19 protein-coding genes are annotated in these 20,426 nt (G+C 60.1%); 10 read left to right on the plus strand and 9 right to left on the minus strand.

Features of this window, described 5'->3' with window-relative positions; all coding sequences use genetic code 11:
- Window positions 1-10: 10 nt before the first annotated feature.
- Both PSCI_RS01625 and htpX read left to right on the plus strand, forming a co-directional pair.
- Entirely contained in the window at window positions 11-1,222 is a 1,212-nt protein-coding gene (locus PSCI_RS01625) for a pyridoxal phosphate-dependent aminotransferase (protein WP_045481946.1), read from the plus strand.
- Between the two features lie 222 nt (window positions 1,223-1,444).
- Complete coding sequence (gene htpX / locus PSCI_RS01630) at window positions 1,445-2,332, plus strand: protease HtpX (protein WP_045481949.1); 888 nt, start codon at window positions 1,445-1,447, stop codon at window positions 2,330-2,332.
- Between the two features lie 51 nt (window positions 2,333-2,383).
- Here htpX and PSCI_RS01635 read toward each other — a convergent pair whose 3' ends face one another.
- Complete coding sequence (locus PSCI_RS01635) at window positions 2,384-3,037, minus strand: thiopurine S-methyltransferase (protein WP_045481952.1); 654 nt, start codon at window positions 3,035-3,037, stop codon at window positions 2,384-2,386.
- 102 nt (window positions 3,038-3,139) lie between these two features.
- On the opposite strand from PSCI_RS01635, the gene PSCI_RS01640 reads away from it, so the two are divergent.
- Window positions 3,140-3,907: a DODA-type extradiol aromatic ring-opening family dioxygenase gene (locus PSCI_RS01640; RefSeq protein WP_045481955.1), complete on the plus strand. Its 768-nt coding sequence runs from the start codon at window positions 3,140-3,142 to the stop codon at window positions 3,905-3,907.
- 188 nt (window positions 3,908-4,095) lie between these two features.
- Here PSCI_RS01640 and PSCI_RS01645 read toward each other — a convergent pair whose 3' ends face one another.
- Together PSCI_RS01645 and PSCI_RS01650 are read right to left on the minus strand one after the other, a co-directional pair.
- Window positions 4,096-5,799, minus strand: a complete 1,704-nt coding sequence (locus tag PSCI_RS01645) for a DEAD/DEAH box helicase (protein WP_173426679.1) — start codon at window positions 5,797-5,799, stop codon at window positions 4,096-4,098.
- A gap of 395 nt (window positions 5,800-6,194) precedes the next feature.
- A complete protein-coding gene (locus PSCI_RS01650; RefSeq protein WP_045481961.1) occupies window positions 6,195-6,950 on the minus strand; it encodes a spermidine synthase in 756 nt (251 codons plus the stop codon).
- A 419-nt stretch (window positions 6,951-7,369) separates the two neighbouring features.
- Here PSCI_RS01650 and PSCI_RS01655 point away from each other — a divergent pair, with 419 nt between their 5' ends.
- A complete protein-coding gene (locus tag PSCI_RS01655; RefSeq protein WP_045481964.1) occupies window positions 7,370-8,716 on the plus strand; it encodes a class II 3-deoxy-7-phosphoheptulonate synthase in 1,347 nt (448 codons plus the stop codon).
- 12 nt (window positions 8,717-8,728) lie between these two features.
- Here PSCI_RS01655 and PSCI_RS01660 read toward each other — a convergent pair whose 3' ends face one another.
- Complete coding sequence (locus PSCI_RS01660) at window positions 8,729-9,475, minus strand: sulfite exporter TauE/SafE family protein (protein WP_045481967.1); 747 nt, start codon at window positions 9,473-9,475, stop codon at window positions 8,729-8,731.
- 102 nt (window positions 9,476-9,577) lie between these two features.
- Here PSCI_RS01660 and PSCI_RS01665 point away from each other — a divergent pair, with 102 nt between their 5' ends.
- From PSCI_RS01665 to PSCI_RS01675, 3 genes are all read left to right on the plus strand, one after another.
- Complete coding sequence (locus tag PSCI_RS01665) at window positions 9,578-10,030, plus strand: MarR family winged helix-turn-helix transcriptional regulator (protein WP_045481970.1); 453 nt, start codon at window positions 9,578-9,580, stop codon at window positions 10,028-10,030.
- A 180-nt stretch (window positions 10,031-10,210) separates the two neighbouring features.
- Entirely contained in the window at window positions 10,211-12,295 is a 2,085-nt protein-coding gene (locus tag PSCI_RS01670; RefSeq protein WP_045481972.1) for a TonB-dependent receptor, read from the plus strand.
- 210 nt (window positions 12,296-12,505) lie between these two features.
- Complete coding sequence (locus tag PSCI_RS01675) at window positions 12,506-12,925, plus strand: organic hydroperoxide resistance protein (protein ID WP_045481974.1); 420 nt, start codon at window positions 12,506-12,508, stop codon at window positions 12,923-12,925.
- A gap of 126 nt (window positions 12,926-13,051) precedes the next feature.
- Here the strand turns inward: PSCI_RS01675 and PSCI_RS01680 are convergent, their stop codons facing one another.
- Window positions 13,052-13,621: an elongation factor P gene (locus tag PSCI_RS01680; RefSeq protein WP_045481975.1), complete on the minus strand. Its 570-nt coding sequence runs from the start codon at window positions 13,619-13,621 to the stop codon at window positions 13,052-13,054.
- A 99-nt stretch (window positions 13,622-13,720) separates the two neighbouring features.
- Window positions 13,721-14,854: an elongation factor P maturation arginine rhamnosyltransferase EarP gene (earP, locus tag PSCI_RS01685; RefSeq protein ID WP_045481977.1), complete on the minus strand. Its 1,134-nt coding sequence runs from the start codon at window positions 14,852-14,854 to the stop codon at window positions 13,721-13,723.
- A gap of 129 nt (window positions 14,855-14,983) precedes the next feature.
- On the opposite strand from earP, the gene PSCI_RS01690 reads away from it, so the two are divergent.
- The 3 genes from PSCI_RS01690 to PSCI_RS01700 all read left to right on the plus strand — a co-directional run bounded on the left by PSCI_RS01690 (window position 14,984) and on the right by PSCI_RS01700 (window position 16,182).
- Window positions 14,984-15,376: a hypothetical protein gene (locus PSCI_RS01690; protein ID WP_045481978.1), complete on the plus strand. Its 393-nt coding sequence runs from the start codon at window positions 14,984-14,986 to the stop codon at window positions 15,374-15,376.
- Between the two features lie 3 nt (window positions 15,377-15,379).
- The gene (locus tag PSCI_RS01695; protein WP_045481981.1) at window positions 15,380-15,862 is read left to right on the plus strand and encodes a GreA/GreB family elongation factor; all 483 of its coding nucleotides are present in this window, start codon (window positions 15,380-15,382) and stop codon (window positions 15,860-15,862) included.
- A gap of 113 nt (window positions 15,863-15,975) precedes the next feature.
- Window positions 15,976-16,182, plus strand: coding sequence for a hypothetical protein (locus PSCI_RS01700; RefSeq protein ID WP_045481983.1), 207 nt, complete (start codon window positions 15,976-15,978; stop codon window positions 16,180-16,182).
- A 63-nt stretch (window positions 16,183-16,245) separates the two neighbouring features.
- Here the strand turns inward: PSCI_RS01700 and PSCI_RS01705 are convergent, their stop codons facing one another.
- The 3 genes from PSCI_RS01705 to PSCI_RS01715 all read right to left on the minus strand — a co-directional run bounded on the left by PSCI_RS01705 (window position 16,246) and on the right by PSCI_RS01715 (window position 20,329).
- Complete coding sequence (locus PSCI_RS01705) at window positions 16,246-17,523, minus strand: aromatic amino acid transport family protein (protein WP_045481985.1); 1,278 nt, start codon at window positions 17,521-17,523, stop codon at window positions 16,246-16,248.
- Window positions 17,524-17,817: 294 nt separating this feature from the next.
- Window positions 17,818-18,174, minus strand: coding sequence for a ComEA family DNA-binding protein (locus tag PSCI_RS01710; RefSeq protein WP_045481987.1), 357 nt, complete (start codon window positions 18,172-18,174; stop codon window positions 17,818-17,820).
- Window positions 18,175-18,334: 160 nt separating this feature from the next.
- The gene (locus PSCI_RS01715) at window positions 18,335-20,329 is read right to left on the minus strand and encodes a polysaccharide biosynthesis protein (protein WP_045481990.1); all 1,995 of its coding nucleotides are present in this window, start codon (window positions 20,327-20,329) and stop codon (window positions 18,335-18,337) included.
- Between the last annotated feature and the right edge of the window lie 97 nt (window positions 20,330-20,426).

Here is a 20,426-nt window from a genome sequence, read left to right on the forward strand (position 1 = left end):
GATCATCAACATGCAGTTCAGCAAATCGAACAAGCTCGCCAACGTCTGCTACGACATTCGCGGGCCGGTGCTCAAGCACGCCAAGCGTCTGGAAGAGGAAGGCCATCGCATCCTCAAGCTGAACATCGGCAACCCGGCGCCATTCGGTTTCGAAGCCCCGGACGAAATTCTTCAGGACGTGATCCGCAACCTGCCGACTGCCCAGGGCTACAGTGACTCCAAGGGCCTGTTCAGCGCCCGTAAAGCGGTCATGCAGTACTACCAGCAGAAGCAGGTCGAAGGTGTCGGTATCGAAGACATCTACCTGGGCAACGGCGTGTCCGAGCTGATCGTGATGTCGATGCAGGCGCTGCTCAACAATGGCGACGAAGTGCTGATCCCGGCGCCGGACTACCCGCTATGGACCGCCGCCGTGAGCCTGGCCGGTGGCAACCCGGTGCACTATCTGTGCGACGAGCAGGCCAACTGGTGGCCGGATCTGGCCGACATCAAGGCCAAGATCACCCCGAACACCAAAGCCATGGTGATCATCAACCCTAACAACCCGACCGGTGCGGTCTACCCCAAAGAAGTGCTGTCAGGCATGCTTGAGCTGGCCCGCCAGCACAACCTGGTGGTGTTTTCCGACGAGATCTACGACAAGATCCTCTATGACGAAGCCGTGCACATCAGCACCGCCTCGCTGGCCCCGGACGTGCTGTGCCTGACCTTCAACGGCCTGTCCAAGTCGTATCGCGTGGCAGGTTTCCGCTCCGGCTGGCTGGCCATCTCCGGTCCGAAGCATGCCGCCCAGAGTTACATCGAAGGCATCGACATCCTGGCCAACATGCGCCTGTGTGCCAACGTACCGAGCCAGCATGCGATCCAGACCGCGCTGGGCGGCTACCAGAGCATCAACGACCTGGTGCTGCCACCTGGCCGGCTGCTGGAGCAGCGTAACCGTACCTGGGAGCTGCTCAACGACATCCCGGGCGTCAGCTGCGTCAAACCGATGGGTGCGCTCTACGCGTTCCCGCGCATCGACCCGAAGGTCTGCCCGATTCTCAACGATGAAAAGTTCGCGCTTGACCTGCTGCTCTCGGAAAAGCTGCTGATCGTTCAGGGCACCGCGTTCAACTGGCCATGGCCGGATCACTTCCGCGTAGTGACCCTGCCGCGGGTCGATGACCTGGAACAGGCGATCGGGCGGATCGGCAACTTCCTCAAGAATTATCGCCAGTAAATGGCTGCCGCCGATCCTGCCACCCTGGCAGGGTCGGGAATTTCCCCCGCTGACCCGATGTCCACTATCGGGTCACGCTCAGCCACTGTTCAGCCCGAAGGTTTTATTCTCAGGCAGGACGAGGCGACACAGTTTGAAATAGTCCCCCTGTTGAATAGCGACTGGCATCGCCTTATATACCCGGCATTACGCTGCAATTTATCCGAGGAGAACCTTTCGACCATGATGCGCATTCTGCTGTTCCTGGCCACCAACCTGGCGGTGGTGCTGATTGCCAGCATCACCTTGAGCCTGTTTGGCTTCAACGGGATCATGGCGGCCAACGGGGTTGATCTGAACCTCAATCAGCTCTTGCTGTTCTGCGCCGTGTTCGGTTTTGCCGGCTCGTTGTTCTCTTTGCTGATTTCCAAATGGTCAGCAAAGATGAGTACCGGCACCCAGATCATTACCCAGCCGCGCACTCGCCATGAACAATGGCTGCTGCAAACCGTCGAGCAACTGGCCCGCGAGGCCGGGATCAAGACTCCGGAAGTCGGGATTTTCCCGGCCTACGAGGCCAACGCTTTCGCCACCGGCTGGAACCGTAACGACGCGCTGGTCGCCGTCAGCCAGGGGTTGCTTGAGCGCTTTTCGCCCGACGAAGTGAAGGCCGTGCTGGCCCATGAAATCGGCCACGTGGCCAACGGTGACATGGTCACCCTGGCGCTGGTGCAGGGTGTGGTGAACACCTTCGTGATGTTCTTCGCACGGATCATCGGCAACTTCGTCGACAAAGTGATCTTCAAGAACGAGAGCGGCCAGGGCATTGCGTTCTACGTGACGACCATCTTTGCCGAGCTGGTACTGGGCTTTCTGGCCAGCGCCATCGTCATGTGGTTCTCGCGCAAACGTGAATACCGCGCCGACGAAGCCGGCGCGCAACTGGCCGGCACCCAGGCCATGATCGGCGCCCTGCAACGCCTCCAGGCCGAGCAAGGTGTGCCGGTCCAAATGCCGGCCACTCTCAGCGCGTTTGGCATCAATGGCGGCCTCAAGCACGGCCTGGCAGGCCTGTTCATGAGCCACCCGCCGCTGGAAGTACGGATCGAGGCACTGCGCCGTCGCGGCTGATGACAGGCCGCTACGCAAAGGGCGACCCTGGGGTCGCCCTTTTTTATGGGGTCAGCGCTCCAGCTGATAGACCTGCTCCTGAAGCCGCGTTGCACCGGCCTTGCGCGCCTTGATGCTGTTGGGCAGCTCATCGACTTGCTCAAGCAGGGTGGCTTGCCAGCGCCATTGCGACAACGACCCGACCTCCTCGGGCGACACCGCAAAAGGCGGGCCCGGCAGTTGCTCCTGCTCGTAGTCGAGCGTGACCAGCAGCCCAGCGCAGGACGCTGGCAGCAAGCGATCCAGCAGCTCGACATAGCGCTTGCGCATCGGTACCGGCAAGGCAATCATCGCGGCGCGGTCATACAGCCCCTGCACCGGCCCGAGTAGCTCAGGGTCGAGATTGAAGATATCCCCGCACCACAACTCACAACCTGCCCCGCTGTACACCTCAAACGCACCGCGCCGGGTAATCTGCTGTTTCACCTGACGCTCGCTGAAGTAGTCCTGCACCGCTTTGGCCGACAGTTCGACGCCCACCACGTAATGGCCCTGCTCGACCAGCCAGGCCATGTCCAGGCTCTTGCCACACAGCGGCACCAGCACCCGTGCGCCGGGCGCCAGCGGCAAGCCGGGCCAATAGCGCGCCAGGTAGGGGCTGGGGGCAGCCTGATGGAAGCCAATCTGGCTGTTGGCCCAGCGCTCGTGCCAGAAGTCCGGCTCCATTGATCCTCCCGAAAATTCGATTAAAAGCCCGAAAAACTTATATTGGAACTGGATAGGTATTGTGCCTGAAGATGAAGGCTCACTCCCATCCGGTAGCCGTCCATGTTTCCCAGCCTGTTCATTTCTCACGGTTCTCCCATGCTTGCCCTGGAACCGGGTGCCAGCGGCCCGGCCCTGGCGCGCATCGCTGCGAACCTGCCGCGCCCACGGGCGATCGTGATTGTCTCGGCGCATTGGGAAAGCCCGCAACTGGAGGTCAACGTCAATCCACAGCCTGACACCTGGCACGACTTCGGTGGCTTTCCCGCCGAACTGTTCGCGGTGCAATATCCAGCCTCTGGCGCTCCTGAGGTTTCGGCCCAGGTTGCGGCGCTACTGAGCGCCGACGGCCTGCCGGTCAAGCTGAACCAAAGCCGCCCGTTTGACCATGGGGTGTGGGTGCCGCTGAGCCTGATGTATCCGCAGGCAGACATTGCGGTGGTCCCGGTGTCGCTGCCCAGCCAGCACGGCCCGCAGTTGCAGACCCGAATTGGCAAGGCGCTGGCACCGCTGCGTGACCAGGGCATTCTGCTCATCGGCTCCGGCAGCATTACCCACAACCTGCGCGAACTGGACTGGCAGGCCGGTCCCGAGCGGGCCACTGATTGGGCATTGGCGTTTCGTGACTGGATGATCGACAGGCTGGGCAGCGACGACGAAGCGGCGTTGCATGATTACCGTCGCCTGGCACCCCATGCGGTGCGTAATCATCCGAGTGATGAGCATCTGTTGCCGCTGTATTTCGCCCGTGGCGCGGGAGGTGCGTTCAGCATCGCCCATCAGGGGTTTACCCTGGGGGCGCTGGGGATGGATATCTATAGGTTTGGATGAGGCGTTACACCTGAGTTTTCGCCGCCACAGACCTCTGTGGGAGCGACCTTGGTCGCGAAGGTTTTTCGGTCGGTGCAAGATTGTTTACCGCGGTTGCCTGTACCGCCAAGCCAAGCCAAAAAATGCCTGGCTGTCGTGCAGGCAAAAAAAATCCCCGAACCAGTCGGGGAGTTTTTTATTCGCTCAGATCAATCTTCGCGATAGCGGCGCAGTTTGAGCTGCTTACCGGCTACGCGGGTGTCCTTGAGCTTGGCCAGCAGACGCTCCAGACCTTCTTCGGGCAGTTCAACCAGGCTGAAGCTGTCACGGATCTGGATACGGCCGATGGCGTCACGCGCCAGACCACCTTCGTTAAGGATCGCACCCAGCAGGTTCTTGGCAGCGATGCCGTCACGGGCACCCAGAGCAGTACGGCAACGCGCACGGCCTTCACCCAGTGGCAGCGGTGCACGACGTTCTCGCTCTGGACGGTCACCACGCTCGGCGCGCTCACCGCGATCAGCACGTGGGGCATTGTTTGGAACCAGCGGACGCTCACGCTCGATATCGGCCAGGGTCAGTGCCTGACCCAAGGTGGCCTTGCGCAGCAGCGCGGCAGCCAGGGCACGCGGGGTGCAACCGATATCGGCAGTCAGGCGGTCCAGCAGCTCGCCATGGCTGGCTTCAGCATCAGCCACCAGCGGCGTCAGGCTGTTGGTCAGTTTCTTGATGCGGGCGCTGAGGATAGTCTGGGCGTCCGGCAGGCGGACTTCAGCAACCTTCTGGCCTGTTACACGCTCGATGACCTGCAGCATACGGCGCTCACGCGGGGTGACCAGCAGCAATGCACGGCCTTCGCGACCGGCACGGCCGGTACGGCCAATACGGTGCACGTAAGACTCAGGGTCGTACGGCATGTCGACGTTGAATACGTGAGTGATGCGCGGTACGTCCAGACCACGGGCGGCGACGTCGGTCGCGACCACGATGTCCAGACGGCCATCCTTGAGCGAGTCGATGACGCGCTCACGCTGGTTCTGGGCGATGTCACCGTTCAGTGCAGCAGCCTTGTAGCCTTTGGCTTCCAGGGCGCCAGCCAGGTCCAGAGTGGCCTGCTTGGTGCGCACGAACATGATCAGGGCGTCGAAGTCTTCGACTTCCAGCAGGCTCAGGACCGCGTTGGTCTTCTGGTCAGCGTGAACCAGCAGGTGAGCCTGCTCGATCTTGGTGACGGTCTGGGTCTTGGTCTGGATCTTGACGTGCTGCGGGTTACGCAGGTGACGCTCGGCGATCGCACGGATCGACGGCGGCAGGGTCGCCGAGAACAGTACGGTCTGACGGGTTTCCGGCATGGCATCGAAGATCACTTCGAGGTCATCCATGAAGCCCAGCTTGAGCATTTCGTCAGCTTCGTCCAGAACCAGGTGGTTCACGGTGGTCAGGACTTTCTCGTCACGACGCAGGTGGTCACACAGACGGCCCGGGGTGGCGACGATGATTTGCGCGCCGTTGCGGATAGCCTTGAGCTGCGGGCCCATCGGTGCACCGCCGTAGACAGCGACGACGTTCACGGCCGGCATCTGTTTGGCGTAGGTTTCGAACGCAGTGGCCACTTGCAGGGCCAGCTCGCGGGTGGGCGCCAGGATCAGGGCCTGGGGCTCACGCTTGCTCGGATCGATACGATTGAGGATCGGCAGGGCGAACGCGGCGGTCTTGCCGGTACCGGTCTGCGCCTGGCCAATCATGTCGTGACCGGCAAGAATGATAGGGATCGATTGTTGCTGAATGGCCGAAGGCTCTTCGTAGCCTGTAGCGATAACAGCAGCAACAATATTCGGATGAAGATCGAGAGCGGCGAAGCCGCCGTTTTCCTGGGTCATGGGTCTGCCTCTGGTGCATCCGCAAAGACCCATGCTGCAAAGCTGCGCGTGCCGTGTACGACTCAAGAGTCACCCTGGCTGCTTTGTGGCGGGGATTTGCGAAAACAATTGATGAATGGATCGTTCAGGATAGTCCGGCTTGCGAACCAGCCACCGAAGCAGGCTCCGGCTAATGCATCCCTCTGAACGACGGCCCGGTGAAAGGCCGGCGCGCACTATACCGGAATTGCCAGGTTAAGTGAGGGTTTTTTTATGAAAAATTGGCCATTTGACACACGTTTCATGCAGCGCGGCGCCGCCGTTTTCGCGGGTGATGCAGGCGCCGAGCAGCGTATATCGGTACATCCCGGCTAAATCGATTCATGTTCGCTGACAATGGCCCTGCCCGCGCCGTCTGTCTACTGCGACAATCTGCCCGCCGCCGCGTGTCATGAAGCCGGGCGAATGTCCTTGATCAGCGTCTGTAACGAGTAGCCCAAGCGTGGCGCCAGAGCCTCTGCACGGGCCATCAGGGCATCGACTTCAAGCACCTGTTCAAGGTCCGCCGGCACAATCAGAATGACATTGCCTTCCTTGACCGGCAGTTCCCAGTAATGCCGATGATAAAGCCCGCGCAACAGCGCCGCGCCCAGCGGCCTGCCGTCATCGTTCGCCCACTGGTTGATGACCAGCCAGCCGCCGGGGGTCAGACGTTTCTGGCAGTTCTCCAGAAAACTCCAGGCCAGATGCCCGGCACCCGGGCCGACATCGGTGTACAGGTCGACGAAGATCAGGTCGGCAGGCTCAGCGGTTTCCAGCAACTGCAAGGCATCGCCGACCCGGATATAGAGCCGCGGATCATCTTCAAGCCCCATGTACTCCATGGCCAGACGCGGCACTTCAGGGCGCAACTCGATGGCCTCGACGTCTTCCAGCGGCAGGAATTTCAGGCACGCCTGGGTCAGGGTGCCGGCACCGAGGCCCAGGAACAACGCGCTTTCCGGCGCCTCATGGCACAGCGCACCGATCAGCATGGCACGGGTGTAATCGTACTCCAGCCAGGCCGGGTCGGCGGTGAAGGTGCAACTCTGTTCGATCGCATCGCCAAATTCGAGAAACCGATAATCTTCGACTTCCAGTACACGGATCATGCCGAAGTCATCGTGGACCTCGGCCAGGATTCGTTCTTCACGCTCGTCGGTCATGACCTCTCCTGGCGGCTGGCTCATGCAGTGCTGAGCGCAAAATGCGAATTGTCGACCAAATGCCGGGCCTTGTCACAACATTGATCTGCTGGCTGTCGTCGCCCGGCATTCGGTAGACCCCATCAAGCTGCCAGGGTCTGTTGCCGTTTCAGCACAGACCGCGTTTCAGCGCCAAACCGTGTCAGGCGAGGCGAAGGACGCAGGAAATGGTCGCTGCCTTTTCAAGCCTTTCGAAGAGCGGAGCGCCGCCCGAGCTGGCGCGATTTGGGGCGCAAACCGTACGGCCGTGGCTGTGTTGTCACACGCATTCCAACAGAGTGAAGCCTATGCCGGCCGACAAACAGACCTCGACGCGGTTGTGATGAAACGGCAACAGCCCCTAACATGCGGCTCCCGACTTGCCCTGACATGAGCCGACAATGAACCAACCGTGGAGCCCGGACAGCTGGCGGGCCTTGCCGATCCAGCAACAACCCCTGTACCCCGATGCCGCTCATGTGCAGCGCGTCGAGCAGACCCTGGCCGGTTTTCCGCCACTGGTGTTCGCCGGTGAGGCACGCGAGTTGCGCCGCCAGTTTGCCGAAGTGACCGAGGGGCGCGCCTTCCTGCTGCAGGGCGGTGATTGCGCCGAGAGCTTCGCAGAATTCTCCGCTGCGAAGATTCGCGATACCTTCAAGGTCTTGCTGCAGATGGCAATTGTCATGACCTTTGCCTCGGGCTGCCCGGTGGTCAAGGTCGGGCGCATGGCTGGCCAGTTCGCCAAGCCGCGCTCGGCCAATGATGAAACCATCGATGGCGTGACCCTGCCGGCCTACCGCGGCGACATCGTCAACGGCATCGGCTTCGACAGCCGGAGCCGTGTGCCGGACCCGGACCGCCTGTTGCAGGCCTACCATCAGTCCACCGCCACCCTGAACCTGCTGCGCGCCTTCGCCCAGGGCGGCTTTGCCGACCTGCATCAGGTCCATCAATGGAACCTGGATTTCATCGCCAACTCGGCACTGGCTGAAAAATACAGCCAACTGGCCAACCGTATCGACGAGACCCTGGCCTTTATGCGCGCCTGCGGCCTGGACAGCGCCCCGCAACTGCGCGAAACCAGTTTTTTCACCGCACATGAAGCGCTGCTGCTCAACTATGAAGCGGCCTTCGTGCGCCGTGACAGCCTGACCCAGGACTTTTACGACTGCTCGGCACACATGCTCTGGATCGGCGACCGTACCCGACAGCTCGACGGCGCCCATGTCGAGTTCTTGCGCGGCGTGCATAACCCGATCGGGGTCAAGGTCGGCCCGAGTATGAACACCGAGGATCTGATTCGTTTGATCGATATCCTCAACCCGGACAATGACCCAGGGCGCCTGAACCTGATTGCGCGGATGGGCGCTGACAAGGTCGGTGATCACCTGCCGGGGCTGATCCGCGCCGTCGAGCGCGAAGGCCGCAAAGTGCTGTGGAGTTCCGACCCGATGCATGGCAATACCATCAAGGCCAGCAGCGGCTACAAGACCCGCGACTTTGCGCAGATCCTCAGTGAGGTGAAGCAGTTCTTCCAGGTTCATCAGGCCGAAGGCACACATGCCGGCGGCATTCATATCGAGATGACCGGGCAGAACGTCACCGAATGCATTGGCGGTGCACGGCCGATCACCGAGGATGGCTTGTCAGACCGCTATCACACCCATTGCGACCCGCGGATGAACGCCGACCAGTCGCTGGAGCTGGCGTTCCTGATTGCCGATACGCTGAAACAGGTCAAGCGTTGAACCACCGCGCGCTCAGACCTTGAGCGCGAGGATCACCGCGCAAACCATCAGGAACACGCAGAACAGCTTGCGCAACTGCCGCTCCGGCAGCGAATGCGCAAGCTTGACGCCCCAACTGATGCTGGCCAGGCCGCCCACCGCCAGTGGCACGCCCATGTGCCAATCAACATGCTGGTGCCAGGCGTAGGTCAGCAACGTGATGCCGGTACTTGGCGCGGCCAGCGCCAGTGCCAAGCCTTGGGCCACCACCTGACTGGCACCGAACAGGCTGGTCAGAATCGGCGTCGCCACCACGCCGCCACCGACACCGAACAGCCCGCCGGTAATCCCTGAACCAACCCCCAGCAACCAGAGCCAGCGCTCGCGCTGAAGGCCAGCCCCGAGCCGGGTCGTGCTGCGGATCATCTGCATCAGATTGAAAACGATCAGTATCAGCAGAAAGCCGACAAACCCCAGGCGCATGCTCTGCGGGTCCAGGCTGACTGCCCACAGCGACATCAGCCAGGCAAAAATAAAACTGGGCACAATCAGCATCAGCGCGTGGCGCAGTTGAATCCTGTTGCGCTGGTTATAGCGCCATAGCGCCAGCAACACGTTGGGCAACACCATCAACAGCGCCGTGCCCTGAGCCAGTTGCTGATCCAGGCCGAACAACACGCCCAGCGCCGGGATCGCCACCAACCCGCCACCAATCCCGAACAAGCCACCCAGCGTGCCCATCGCCGCACCGAGCAACACAAACATCACCACATCAATCACGCCACTTCCCCGGTTCAGACTGTGCGCCGGCCTGAATTATCTGGCGCATTAAAGATCACAACACTAAATTACGCCCCTGCTTCGAATGCACCAGGAGTTTTCATGACTGACACACCTTCGACCTGCGACGCGCTGAAACTGGATAACCAGTTGTGCTTTGCGCTGTATTCCACCTCATTGATGATGACCAAGGTCTACAAACCGCTGCTCCAGGCGTTGGGCCTGACCTATCCGCAGTACTTGGCCATGCTGGTGCTCTGGGAACGTGACGGTCTGACGGTGGGAGAAATCAGCACCCGTCTACTCACCGACCCCGGCTCCCTGACCCCCTTGCTCAAGCGCCTGGAAGGCGAAGGCCTGCTCAGCCGTACCCGCAGCAAGGACGATGAGCGCGTGGTCCTGCTGCACCTGACCGAGCAGGGCCGTGCCCTGCAACTCAAGGCACAAGCCGTCCCCAATTGCATTCTCTCGGCCAGCGGCCTGGACCTGGAACGACTGGTCAAGCTGCAAGAGCAATTGCTGGACCTGCGCGACAACCTGAGCACGCATCGCTGATGCCGATTCAGCGATGTCAGGCTGGCAAGTGTCTAGGATAACCCTTTGATGTCAATTTGAAATATAAAGATACAATCGCAGCAGACGGCGACGCTGGAATGCCTTCTTGATAGCAAATGCAAAGCATTAACATTCGCATCCTAAATAATAACGCTTACACACACTCAGGATGCATCACCCATGTCTGCCCCATCACGCCTTTCGCCCTTGGCTATCGGCATCTCAGCCCTGCTTGGCGCAGGTTTTGTCAGCGCCGCCTCGACCACCCTGCCAGAACTGTCGATCAACGCCAACGCTGAACAGGAAGAAACCAGCCCACGGGTCAAAGAGGTCAGCACCGCGACACGCACCTCAACCCCGGTCCGCTATGTGCCGCAGGCCATCGACACGGTCAAGACCGCCAACGTGCTGGACTATGGTGTCAAGGACCTGGGCACGGCGCTGAGCGGCCTGCCGAACATCAGCGACAGTTCCGATACCCGCTTTGACGGCCTGCGTATTCGCGGCTTCGATGCCAGCAACGACTTCTATCTGGACGGCATCCGCGACGACAGCCAGTACGTCCGCGACCTGCACAACACCGAGCGGCTGGAAGTTCTCAAAGGCCCGGCGGCGGTGCTTTACGGACGTGGCAGCCAGGGCGGTATCGTCAACCGGGTCAGCAAGGCACCGCAGGCCGGACGCCGCTCGACCCTCGAAGCCCAAGGCGGCACCAATGACCTGCGCAGCCTGTACGCCGACCTGAGCACCGACCCCAGCGAGAACATCAGCCTGCGCCTGAACCTGGGCAACATGGACAGCAACAGCTTCCGTGATGACATCTCCAGCCATCGCCAGTTATTCGCCCCGTCGATGAGCTGGCAACTGACCCCGGAGCTGAACTGGCTGGTGCAGTACGAGTACAGCCGCTTCGACCGCACCCCGGATCGTGGCATTCCGGGTATCGGTGGCCGCCCGGCGGACGTCAGCCGCGACACCACTTACGGCGACAGCCGCGACTACATCGACGACAAGGCCCAGTCGCTGCGCTCAAAGCTCAGTTATGAGCTCAACGAACGCTGGCAACTGCGCCAGACCCTGGGGATCTTCAAACTCGACAGCGATTTTGATAACACCTACCTGACCGGCTATACCGCCGCGACCAACCGGGTCACCCGCGCGCGCTTCCAGCAAGACCTGCATACCCGCAATGTCTTCAACAACATCGAGCTTGAAGGCAGCTTCGACACCTTTGGCCTGGAACACCGGGTGCTGACCGGCATCGAAGTGGGCAACCAGCGCCGCGATCCCAGGCTCTACAGCGCCGCCAACGGTTCGGTGCCCTCGCTCGATCCCTATAACCCGGACCGCAACCAGCGGCACACCGGGCTGATGAGCCCGTCGAGCCACAACTACACCGAGGTCGACAGCCGCGCACTGTATGTACAGGATCAACTGCGCCTGAACGACCAATGGCAACTGCTCGGCGGTTTGCGCTACGACCGCTTCGAGGTCGACACCACCAACCGCCTGCGCGGTATCAGCGAAGCCCGTGACAGCCATAGCACCAGTCCGCGTGTCGGCCTGGTCTGGACGCCACTGCCAGAACACTCGTTCTATGCCTCCTGGACCAAGACCTTCTCACCGGTCGGCGGTGGCCTGATCGGTATCACCCCCGGAGCCACCGGCAATACCAATGATGTCAGCCCAGAGTTGACCAAGCAGAAGGAAATCGGCGTCAAGAGCGACTGGCTCAATGATCGTCTGAGCACCACCCTGGCCATTTATGAGCTGGAGCTTTACAACCGCCGCACAACCGATCCGAACGACCCGAGCCTGACCATTCTCACCGGCATGCAGCGCTCACGCGGCGTGGAACTGACGGCCACCGGGCAATTGGCTGGCAACTGGTACGTGCGCGGCGGCATCGGCATTCAGAACGCAACCATCGTCGAGGACAACAATGGCCTGGCGGGCAACCGGGTCAGTAACGTCGCCAAGCGCAACGGCAGTGTATTCCTGACCTGGAAGCCGGAAAGCGGCTGGTACGCCGAAACCGGCCTGACCCTGGTCGGCCAGCGCTATGCAGATAACCAGAACACCACGGTACTGCCTGGCTACGGCCGCTGGGATGCCCTGGCCGGCTACCGGCAGAAGGACTGGGACCTGCGTGCGGCACTGAATAACCTGACCGACCAGGACTACTACAGTTCGGCCACCAGCGCCGGGCAGATCCGTCTCGGTGATCCGCGCAGCCTGGTGGTGACCGGGACCTATAGCTTCTGATCCGGATCGTTCAACGACTGTCTGCACGCCGCAGGACCGGTTTGGCCCTGCGGCGTGCAGGTTCTGACACCTTCTTCTACCCTTGCTAAGCGCCAGCCCGAGAAATTCCCAACAATTAACTTGCGCGCAAGATAATTGCAGGATATATTTCACCTCACATTAGTTAGCGCGCTAAATTTTAGCGCAAAACACAACCGACGAGGAAATCTCATGAAAGCGCTCTACACCGCAGTAGCAACCTCCACCGGTGGCCGTGACGGCCGTGCGATCTCCAGTGACAACATTCTCGATGTGAAGCTGGCCACCCCAAAAGAACTCGGCGGCGCGGGCGGTCAAGCCACCAACCCTGAGCAACTGTTCGCCGCCGGCTACTCGGCCTGCTTCATCGGCGCCCTGAAGTTCGTGGCGGGCCAGAGCAAGCGTAGTATCCCGGCAGACGCTTCGATCACCGCTCACGTGGGCATTGGTCAGATTGAGGGTGGCTTCGGTCTGGACATCGACCTGCATATCAGCCTGCCGGGCCTGGAACAGGCTGACGCCCAGCAACTGGTCGATGCAGCGCATAAGGTCTGCCCGTACTCCAACGCCACCCGTGGCAACGTTGATGTACGCCTGCACGTGACCGTCTGATTGCTGCAAACGGTTTGGCTTGCACTAACGGGAGATCCCTTGCGGATCTCCCGTTTTTTCATCCGCAACGAAAAAGCCCGCAACACTGTGCGGGCTTTTTCGTGAAGCGTGGCTACAAAGCAGTGCTTATTTGGCACGGCCTTTGTAGGAACCGCCTTCACGGGTATCGATCTCGATCATGTCGCCGATTTCGATGAAGTCAGCAACGCTCAGCTCGGTGCCGTTTTTCAGTTTGGCAGGCTTCATCACTTTGCCAGAGGTGTCGCCACGAGCGGAACCTTCGGTGTAGTCAACCTGACGCACGATGGTGGTCGGCAGCTCTACCGAAACCAGACGCTCTTCGAAGAACACGGCTTCGCAAACGTCGGTCATGCCTTCTTCGACGAATGGCAGAACGGCGTCGATGTCTTCGGCGTTCAGCTCGTACATGGTGTAGTCGGTGGTGTCCATGAACGTGTAGGTGTCACCGCTGATGAACGACAGGGTGGCTTCCTTGCGGTCCAGGATCACATCGTCCAGCTTGTCGTCTGCACCGTAGACAGTTTCAGTCTTGTAGCCGGTCAGCAGGTTTTTCAGCTTGGTCTTCATGATCGCGCTGTTACGGCCGGACTTGGTGAACTCAGCCTTTTGAACCAGCCAAGGATCGTTGTCGATACGAATCACGGTGCCGGGTTTCAGCTCTTTACCAGTTTTCATTGCAGATATCCGAATTTGGATGGAGTTAGCGAAGGCTCTGTACGAGAAGCAGCCTGTGCAGGCGGTTTTTCGTACAGAGCCTGATATCAAGGCCGCGTATCATAGCGAATTTCGGTAAAACTGTACCAGCGCTGAGGCGAGGTCGCTGCGCGCTGCCTGCTGTTGGCACCAATGTTCTGCATGCTCACGCATTTGCGGCCAATATCGATTCAGTTGCTGCCAGCCCTCTTGCACCTCCTCCCCGGCGCTCCAGGCGCGCCACAGCTCGGCAGTCGTCTGCGCAGCTTCTGCGGGCAATGTCGCAAGGTAGAGCGCCAGAAACGCCTCCAGCTTGGGCCGGTGGGCATCGTCCTGCTGCTGATAAATGTGCCAAAGCATCGGCCGCGCAGCCCATTGCGCCCGGACGAACGAGTCTTCGCCGCGCACCACATTGAAATCGCAGCACCACAACAAGCGGTCGTATTGTTCCTGAGCTACGAACGGCAGCACTTGAATGGTCAAAGCCCCGCGCCGACGAATGGCACCGGCTTGCAGGCCGCCCTCCCCCAGCCAGCGCTGCAAGTCGCCGACAATGCGCCCTTGCGGCACCAGCAAGTGGGTGACAACGCCTTCGCCCAGCAACTGGTCCAGCCAACTGCCTAATGCCGGATTTTCATAAGCGAACAGCGAAATCAACCGCGCACCGGACTCAGGCTGTACCCCAAGCCCGCGCAGGAAATCCTGCTGGGCAGCGGGGTCGGCCTGAAACGCCTGGCGTTGGGCAATCAGCGACTGCTCACGGAGCAAGCCGCCAGTCTGCTCGGTAAAGCCTGGAAAGAAGAAGAACTTCTTCAAACCATTGGCTTGCGGCGATGGCAGACCATGACAGCCACTGACCCAGTCCTCGGCACTCAGATAATCGAGGTTCAGCCATACCGGTCGCGGGCTGCGTTGCAACATGGCCTGGGTGTAGGCCTCGGGCACGCGACAGGCAAAGGCTTCGAGCACAACATCGGGAATTGAGGCAGGCTGCCAATCCTCAGGCCAGTGGCAGACCTCAACGCCGGCCTGGCACTGCCGGGCCGCCACTGGATCGGCGTGCGGGCACAGGCGCACGAAGGCCGACAGATCGTTGATCCACAAGCGTACGGCAAAGCCATGCTCGGCCACCAATTGGCGGGCCAGACGCCAGGTGACGCCTACATCGCCGTAGTTATCCACGACATCGCAAAAGATGTCCCATGAAACTTGCATTACGCTTCCCGAAGCCGACCTCAAAGCGGCGATTGTCGCCCGTAACAAGCGCTTTGCACCAGCGCCGGGCGTGGCACAATGAATCATCTGCGCCCTCCACCGCCTACGCCGTCAAAGGAAGTGATCGCCATGTCCAGCCAAAGCCGTCGTCACGAACTCTACGTGTCACTCAAGTTGATTGTGTGCATTGCCCTGGGCATCTGGCTCGGCGCCGTTGCCGTGATCCTGACCGGCCCGCTGCTGCTCAAGGCCTTGCCTGAAACCCAGACCCGCGCCCTGGCCGAAGCGGTCACTCGGGTCGCCCCAGCGCCAGCGCCAGAACCGGCCCTTCAACAACCTGATGCGATGTTCAAGAAGTTCGAGCAAAGCCTGCGCGAAAGTGAAGCACGCCAGGCGCGTGAATACGCTGAGGCGCAGCAGAACAAACACTTCAATCGCGCCAAGTGCGACTTCTGGATGCAACAGGATCGCACCGCGCCCAGCGAAAAAAGCCGGGCCAGCATCAATGAATTCTGCGGATAACCCATGGACAAAAATCACCTGCTGCACCTGATCGTCGAACGCTTGCAGCATGACCTCGACATTGCCGTGCGTGCCGCACAAACAGCCTATGAGGCCGCGACCCACGAAGAGAACATTGCCGAAAACAAGTACGACACGCTGGGCCTGGAGGCCTCCTATCTGGCCGCCGGCCAGGCACGCCGGGTCGAAGAGATTCGTCAGGCGCTGAGCGTTTATCAGCAGACAGCGTGCAAACCCTTCGACGAACAACGCGGGATTCAGGTCGGCGATCTGGTGATGCTCGAAACCGAGCACGGTGACTCGCGCCAGCTATTTCTGGGACCCGATGCCGCAGGCCTGAAGATTCAGGCCGATGACCAGTTGATCACGGTGATCACCTCACGCGCACCGCTGGGCCACAGCCTGCTGGGCAAGGCTGAAGGCGATAGCGTGGAAATCGTCGTCAGCGGTCAGCGTCAGGTCTTCGAGGTCACGCAAGCACTGTGATGTCCTACCCATTAGTGGGCTTGCGGGTGCGGAGAGTTTGTGGGTAAGGTTCGTTGTCGCTGTAGGAAAGTGACGGGGCAGTTTGAAGGACTAATTACCCAAGGAGATTTTTCATGACGAACGTCATCGCATTTCCTGACGCCCATGAACGTAATCGCCTGAAGTCCAATGAGCATCCGGCGCTGAAGTACCTGAGCAAGAAGGAACTGCAACTGATCGAGCAGTTGCGCCTGACCAGCCATGCCGGCCGGCAGTACATCTACGACTATGCCCATCTCATGAGCCTGACCCGGCCACTGCATCCTGCGCCGCAGGATTGACCAGCGCCGCCGTCCCATCCAGCAAGGCGACGAGCACGCCCGCCGCCTGTCGCTGCAGGTCGTTTAGTGGGTCAACGACCAGACCAGCGCAGAAATCGCTACCACACCGGACATCACCACAAACACGTTGGACAGCTTGCCCGAGTATTTGCGCATGGCCGGCACCTTACGGATCGCGTACATCGGCATCAGAAACAGCAACACCGAGATCACCGGCCCGCCCAGGGTTTCGATCATGCCCAGGATACTTGGGTTGATGGTCGCAACGATCCAGCACACCACCAGCATGCACAGCGCTGTCAGACGATCCAGAGCCTTGCTGCCCGGACGCGCGCCGGACTTCAGCACCAGCCCCTTGAAGCCCTCACTGGCGCCGATGTAATGCCCCAGGAACGACTTGGAGATCGCCACCAGCGCGATCAGCGGCGCGGCAAACGCGATGGTCGGGTTCTGGAAGTGGTTAGCCAGGTAGGACAACACTGAAAGGTTCTGGGCTTTGGCTTCAGCCAGTTGAGCCGGCGACAGGGTCAGCACGCAACTGAACACAAAGAACAGCACCATCAATACCATTAGCAAATGGGCGCGGGACAGAATTTTGGAACTGCGTGCATCGGCCTGCTCACCGTACAGGCGCTTCTGATCCACCGCGAACGCCGAGATGATTGGCGTGTGGTTGAAGGAGAACACCATCACCGGGATCGCCAGCCACAGGGCTGGCAGGAAGGTCGCAGGCTCAGGCAGCGTGGAGGCCGTGCTGAGGATACCGCCATTCCAGTGCGGAATCAGGAACACCGCCAGAAACAGCAGCGAGACGATGAACGGATAGACCATCATGCTCATCACTTTAACGATGACCCGCTCGCCGCAACGCACCACCGCCAGCAGGCCGAGGATCAGCGCGAACGCCAGCAATGCACGTGGCGGCGGCGCGATGTGCAACTGGTTGACCAGAAAGCTGCTGACGGTGTTGGTCAGGCCAACGCTGTAGATCAGCAGAATCGGGAAGATTGCGAAAAAATACAGCAGGGTAATCATTGCCCCGGCGCCTTTACCGAAGTGTTCTTCGACCACCTCGGTGATATCGCCGCCGCTGCGACCCGAAAGTACGAAACGGGTCAGGCCGCGGTGGGCAAAGAAGGTCATCGGGAAAGCCAGGATCGCCAACGCCATCAAAGGCCAGAAGCCGCCGATACCGGCACTGATGGGCAGGAACAAGGTACCTGCGCCGATGGCGGTGCCGAACAGGCCCAGCATCCAGGTGGTATCGTTGCGATTCCAAGCAGCATTCTCTGCGGGGACTGTATCCAGGCGTTCTACGACGCTATTGGCCTGATCGTTCATCCGGTCGTGTCTCCGTTTCCGGTAATTGCACAAGCAAGGACGCCACGGATGGAATTGGCAGCGCGGCGCCCGCCCTGAAAAGCAGGGGCGCGATTTTCCGTGATCAGAACCGGAAAGCAAGGAATATCAGATCAACCGTGCGAAAAACACCGCAACAAATGGCAAAACGAGCACATTCATCTGGTTGACAGCACAAAGCGTGCATTGCGAGGTACACCCAGGCAGGCAGCAAACGTCTGTGGGGCTGAAAAACAAAGGCCGATCAGGATCGGCCTCGTTCATGCTGCGCTGACGTTACTCGATGGCCAGCTTGTCACGATTCCTGTCGAGCAGGGTCTTGCCGATGCCACTGACCTCGATGAGCTCGTCGACCGAGGTGAAGTTACCATTGCTTTCACGGTACGCCACGATGGCATTGGCCTTGTTCAGGCCAACGCCGGACAGCGCTTTCTGCAGGGTCAAGGCATCTGCGGTATTAATGTTGATTTTGTCAGCGACCTGCTGGGCCTGGCCGGCCATGGCTTCAGCCCCCAGGGGCATGGTTTCAGCCGCCATGGGATTGGCAGCAGCCCCCATCGGGTTGGCAACAGACGTCAGGGAGGCAGTTGCCAGCAGGACGGACAAAACAGAAGAAAGCAATACATTACGCATGACAGGCACTCCTTGGGTTTATAGGTTCAAGCAGCATTCCAATGCTGCCCCTGAAAGCTAATCCAGTAAGCGAACCTGTAAAAGTGCCTGAGCGTGTCAGGGAGTTACCTCACAAACAGTCACGAAACAGCCAGTTCTTACCCCGTTTCGCCCTGCTTTTTCAGGTTTCCCGGCGACGCTCCTGATGAATCCAGTCAACGATATCTTCATCCGGTGCATAGCCGCTGACGGTCTCGCGCAGCAGCTGCCGAACCGTGTGGTAATCGTCCTTGTCGACCGCTGTCAGCAAGCGGGTCAGTAACACTTTGAGCATATCCCAGGACAAGTAGTCCTCATTGGCACTCATGATCATCGGGTGCTCGGTGGCCACCACGTTGTCGCCGATCAACAACTCTTCATAGAGCTTCTCTCCCGGCCGTAAACCGGTGAACTCGATGGAAATATCGCCGTGCGGGTTTTTCTCCGAGCGAATGCTCAGGCCCGAGAGATGGATCATCTTTTCCGCCAGCTCGATGATTCTTACCGGCTCCCCCATGTCCAGCACAAACACGTCGCCGCCCTGCCCCATGGAACCGGCCTGGATCACCAGTTGGGCGGCCTCGGGGATGGTCATGAAATAACGCGTGATCTTCGGGTGGGTAACCGTTAAGGGCCCGCCAGTCTGGATCTGCTTGTGAAACAACGGAATCACCGAGCCTGAAGAGCCCAGCACATTACCAAAGCGCACCATGATGAAGCGGGTCTTGTTGACCTGATACACATTGGACTGATCACCAAACATCACCGGTGCCGCTTCGCGGCTGAGCGCTTGCAGGATCATCTCCGACAGGCGCTTGGTGCTGCCCATGACATTGGTGGGGCGCACCGCCTTGTCGGTGGAGATCAGGACAAAGTTGGAAACTCCGGCCTGCAACGCCGCCTGTGCGGTATTGAGGGTGCCAACCACGTTATTGACCACGCCCTCGGCAATATTGTGCTCGACCATCGGCACGTGCTTGTAGGCCGCCGCATGGTAGACGGTGTCGACCTTCCAGGTTTTCATCACATCGAGCAGTCGGGGATGGTTGCGCACCGAGCCCAGGATGGGCAACAACTTGACCGAAAGCGCTTCACGGGCCAGACGTTGCTCCAGCTCACTGACAATGGTGTAAAGGTTGAATTCGCTGTGATCCAGCAACAGCAGCGTGGCCGGCTTGAGCAGCAGGATCTGGCGGCACAGCTCCGAACCGATCGAGCCGCCGGCACCGGTGACCAGTACGGTCTGGGCCTTGATACAGTGTTCCAGCAGGTTATCCTGGGCCGGCACTGAATCACGCCCCAGCAAGTCCGCGATATCAACTTCCTGCAAGTCATCGACCTTGACCCGCCCTGCTGCCAGGTCCATGAAACCAGGCACACTGCGCACATGCAGCGGGAAGCCCTCCAGGTAGCCGAGAATCTCACGGCGCCGGCCACGGGTGCATGAAGGCACCGCCAGCAGGATCTCCTGGGCGCCGGTCACCTCCATCATGCGCTGGATATGCTTGGGCTTGTAGACCTGCAACCCGGAAATGACCCGGTTGGAAATCGACTCATCGTCGTCGATGAACGCCACGGGGCGCATCAACCGCCCCATGCGCAGTGCAGCTACCAATTGATTACCGGCGGCTCCGGCACCGTAGATAGCCACCTTGCGCAGGCCATCGTCGCGGCTGGCGAAGGGCACATGCTGCACGGCAGCAAACCAGTCGCCGAGAAAATACTGGCGCATGGCAAGGCGCAGCCCACCGATCATGACCATGCTCAACCACCAGTAGTTGAACATGATCGACCGCGGCACGATCTGCTGATGATTGCTGTAGACGTACACCACGCAACCGAGAATCAGCGCCGAAAGAGTCACCGCCTTGATGATTGCGATCAGCGCATCGTTGCCGAAATAGCGCATCACCGCCCGGTACATGCCGAAGCGAATGAACAGCGGGATCGAAACCAGCGGGGCACTGACAAACAGCCAGGTGTACTTGTCCAGCGGGTTGATCAGATCATCGACCCCAAGACGGACCACAAACGCCATCCACAAGGCGAACCAGACCAGCAGGACGTCAGTGGCGACCTGAATGATCCGTTTCTGGCGACGCGGCAGCGCCAGCAGAAAGGTTCGTATCTTGTCCATGGTGTCCTCAATCAATCCTTGCCACCTCGTTTGAAACCTCACTACAACCATCCAGGCCCCGAGCTCGTCGAAGCAATTGTTACAATCTATATGAAAA

This window comes from Pseudomonas sp. StFLB209, assembly GCF_000829415.1.
GTDB lineage: Bacteria > Pseudomonadota > Gammaproteobacteria > Pseudomonadales > Pseudomonadaceae > Aquipseudomonas.

Coding starts and splice junctions, on each gene's coding strand:
- earP (WP_045481977.1), bottom strand. CDS start 14,854: ATGCAAGTTTCATGGGACATCTTTTGCGATGTCGTGGATAACTACGGC.
- PSCI_RS01715 (WP_045481990.1), bottom strand. CDS start 20,329: ATGGACAAGATACGAACCTTTCTGCTGGCGCTGCCGCGTCGCCAGAAA.
- PSCI_RS01690 (WP_045481978.1), top strand. CDS start 14,984: ATGTCCAGCCAAAGCCGTCGTCACGAACTCTACGTGTCACTCAAGTTG.
- PSCI_RS01625 (WP_045481946.1), top strand. CDS start 11: ATGCAGTTCAGCAAATCGAACAAGCTCGCCAACGTCTGCTACGACATT.
- PSCI_RS01705 (WP_045481985.1), bottom strand. CDS start 17,523: ATGAACGATCAGGCCAATAGCGTCGTAGAACGCCTGGATACAGTCCCC.
- PSCI_RS01710 (WP_045481987.1), bottom strand. CDS start 18,174: ATGCGTAATGTATTGCTTTCTTCTGTTTTGTCCGTCCTGCTGGCAACT.
- PSCI_RS01695 (WP_045481981.1), top strand. CDS start 15,380: ATGGACAAAAATCACCTGCTGCACCTGATCGTCGAACGCTTGCAGCAT.
- PSCI_RS01665 (WP_045481970.1), top strand. CDS start 9,578: ATGACTGACACACCTTCGACCTGCGACGCGCTGAAACTGGATAACCAG.
- PSCI_RS01635 (WP_045481952.1), bottom strand. CDS start 3,037: ATGGAGCCGGACTTCTGGCACGAGCGCTGGGCCAACAGCCAGATTGGC.
- PSCI_RS01655 (WP_045481964.1), top strand. CDS start 7,370: ATGAACCAACCGTGGAGCCCGGACAGCTGGCGGGCCTTGCCGATCCAG.
- PSCI_RS01645 (WP_173426679.1), bottom strand. CDS start 5,799: ATGGGTCTTTGCGGATGCACCAGAGGCAGACCCATGACCCAGGAAAAC.
- PSCI_RS01670 (WP_045481972.1), top strand. CDS start 10,211: ATGTCTGCCCCATCACGCCTTTCGCCCTTGGCTATCGGCATCTCAGCC.
- PSCI_RS01680 (WP_045481975.1), bottom strand. CDS start 13,621: ATGAAAACTGGTAAAGAGCTGAAACCCGGCACCGTGATTCGTATCGAC.
- PSCI_RS01640 (WP_045481955.1), top strand. CDS start 3,140: ATGTTTCCCAGCCTGTTCATTTCTCACGGTTCTCCCATGCTTGCCCTG.
- PSCI_RS01650 (WP_045481961.1), bottom strand. CDS start 6,950: ATGACCGACGAGCGTGAAGAACGAATCCTGGCCGAGGTCCACGATGAC.
- htpX (WP_045481949.1), top strand. CDS start 1,445: ATGATGCGCATTCTGCTGTTCCTGGCCACCAACCTGGCGGTGGTGCTG.
- PSCI_RS01700 (WP_045481983.1), top strand. CDS start 15,976: ATGACGAACGTCATCGCATTTCCTGACGCCCATGAACGTAATCGCCTG.
- PSCI_RS01675 (WP_045481974.1), top strand. CDS start 12,506: ATGAAAGCGCTCTACACCGCAGTAGCAACCTCCACCGGTGGCCGTGAC.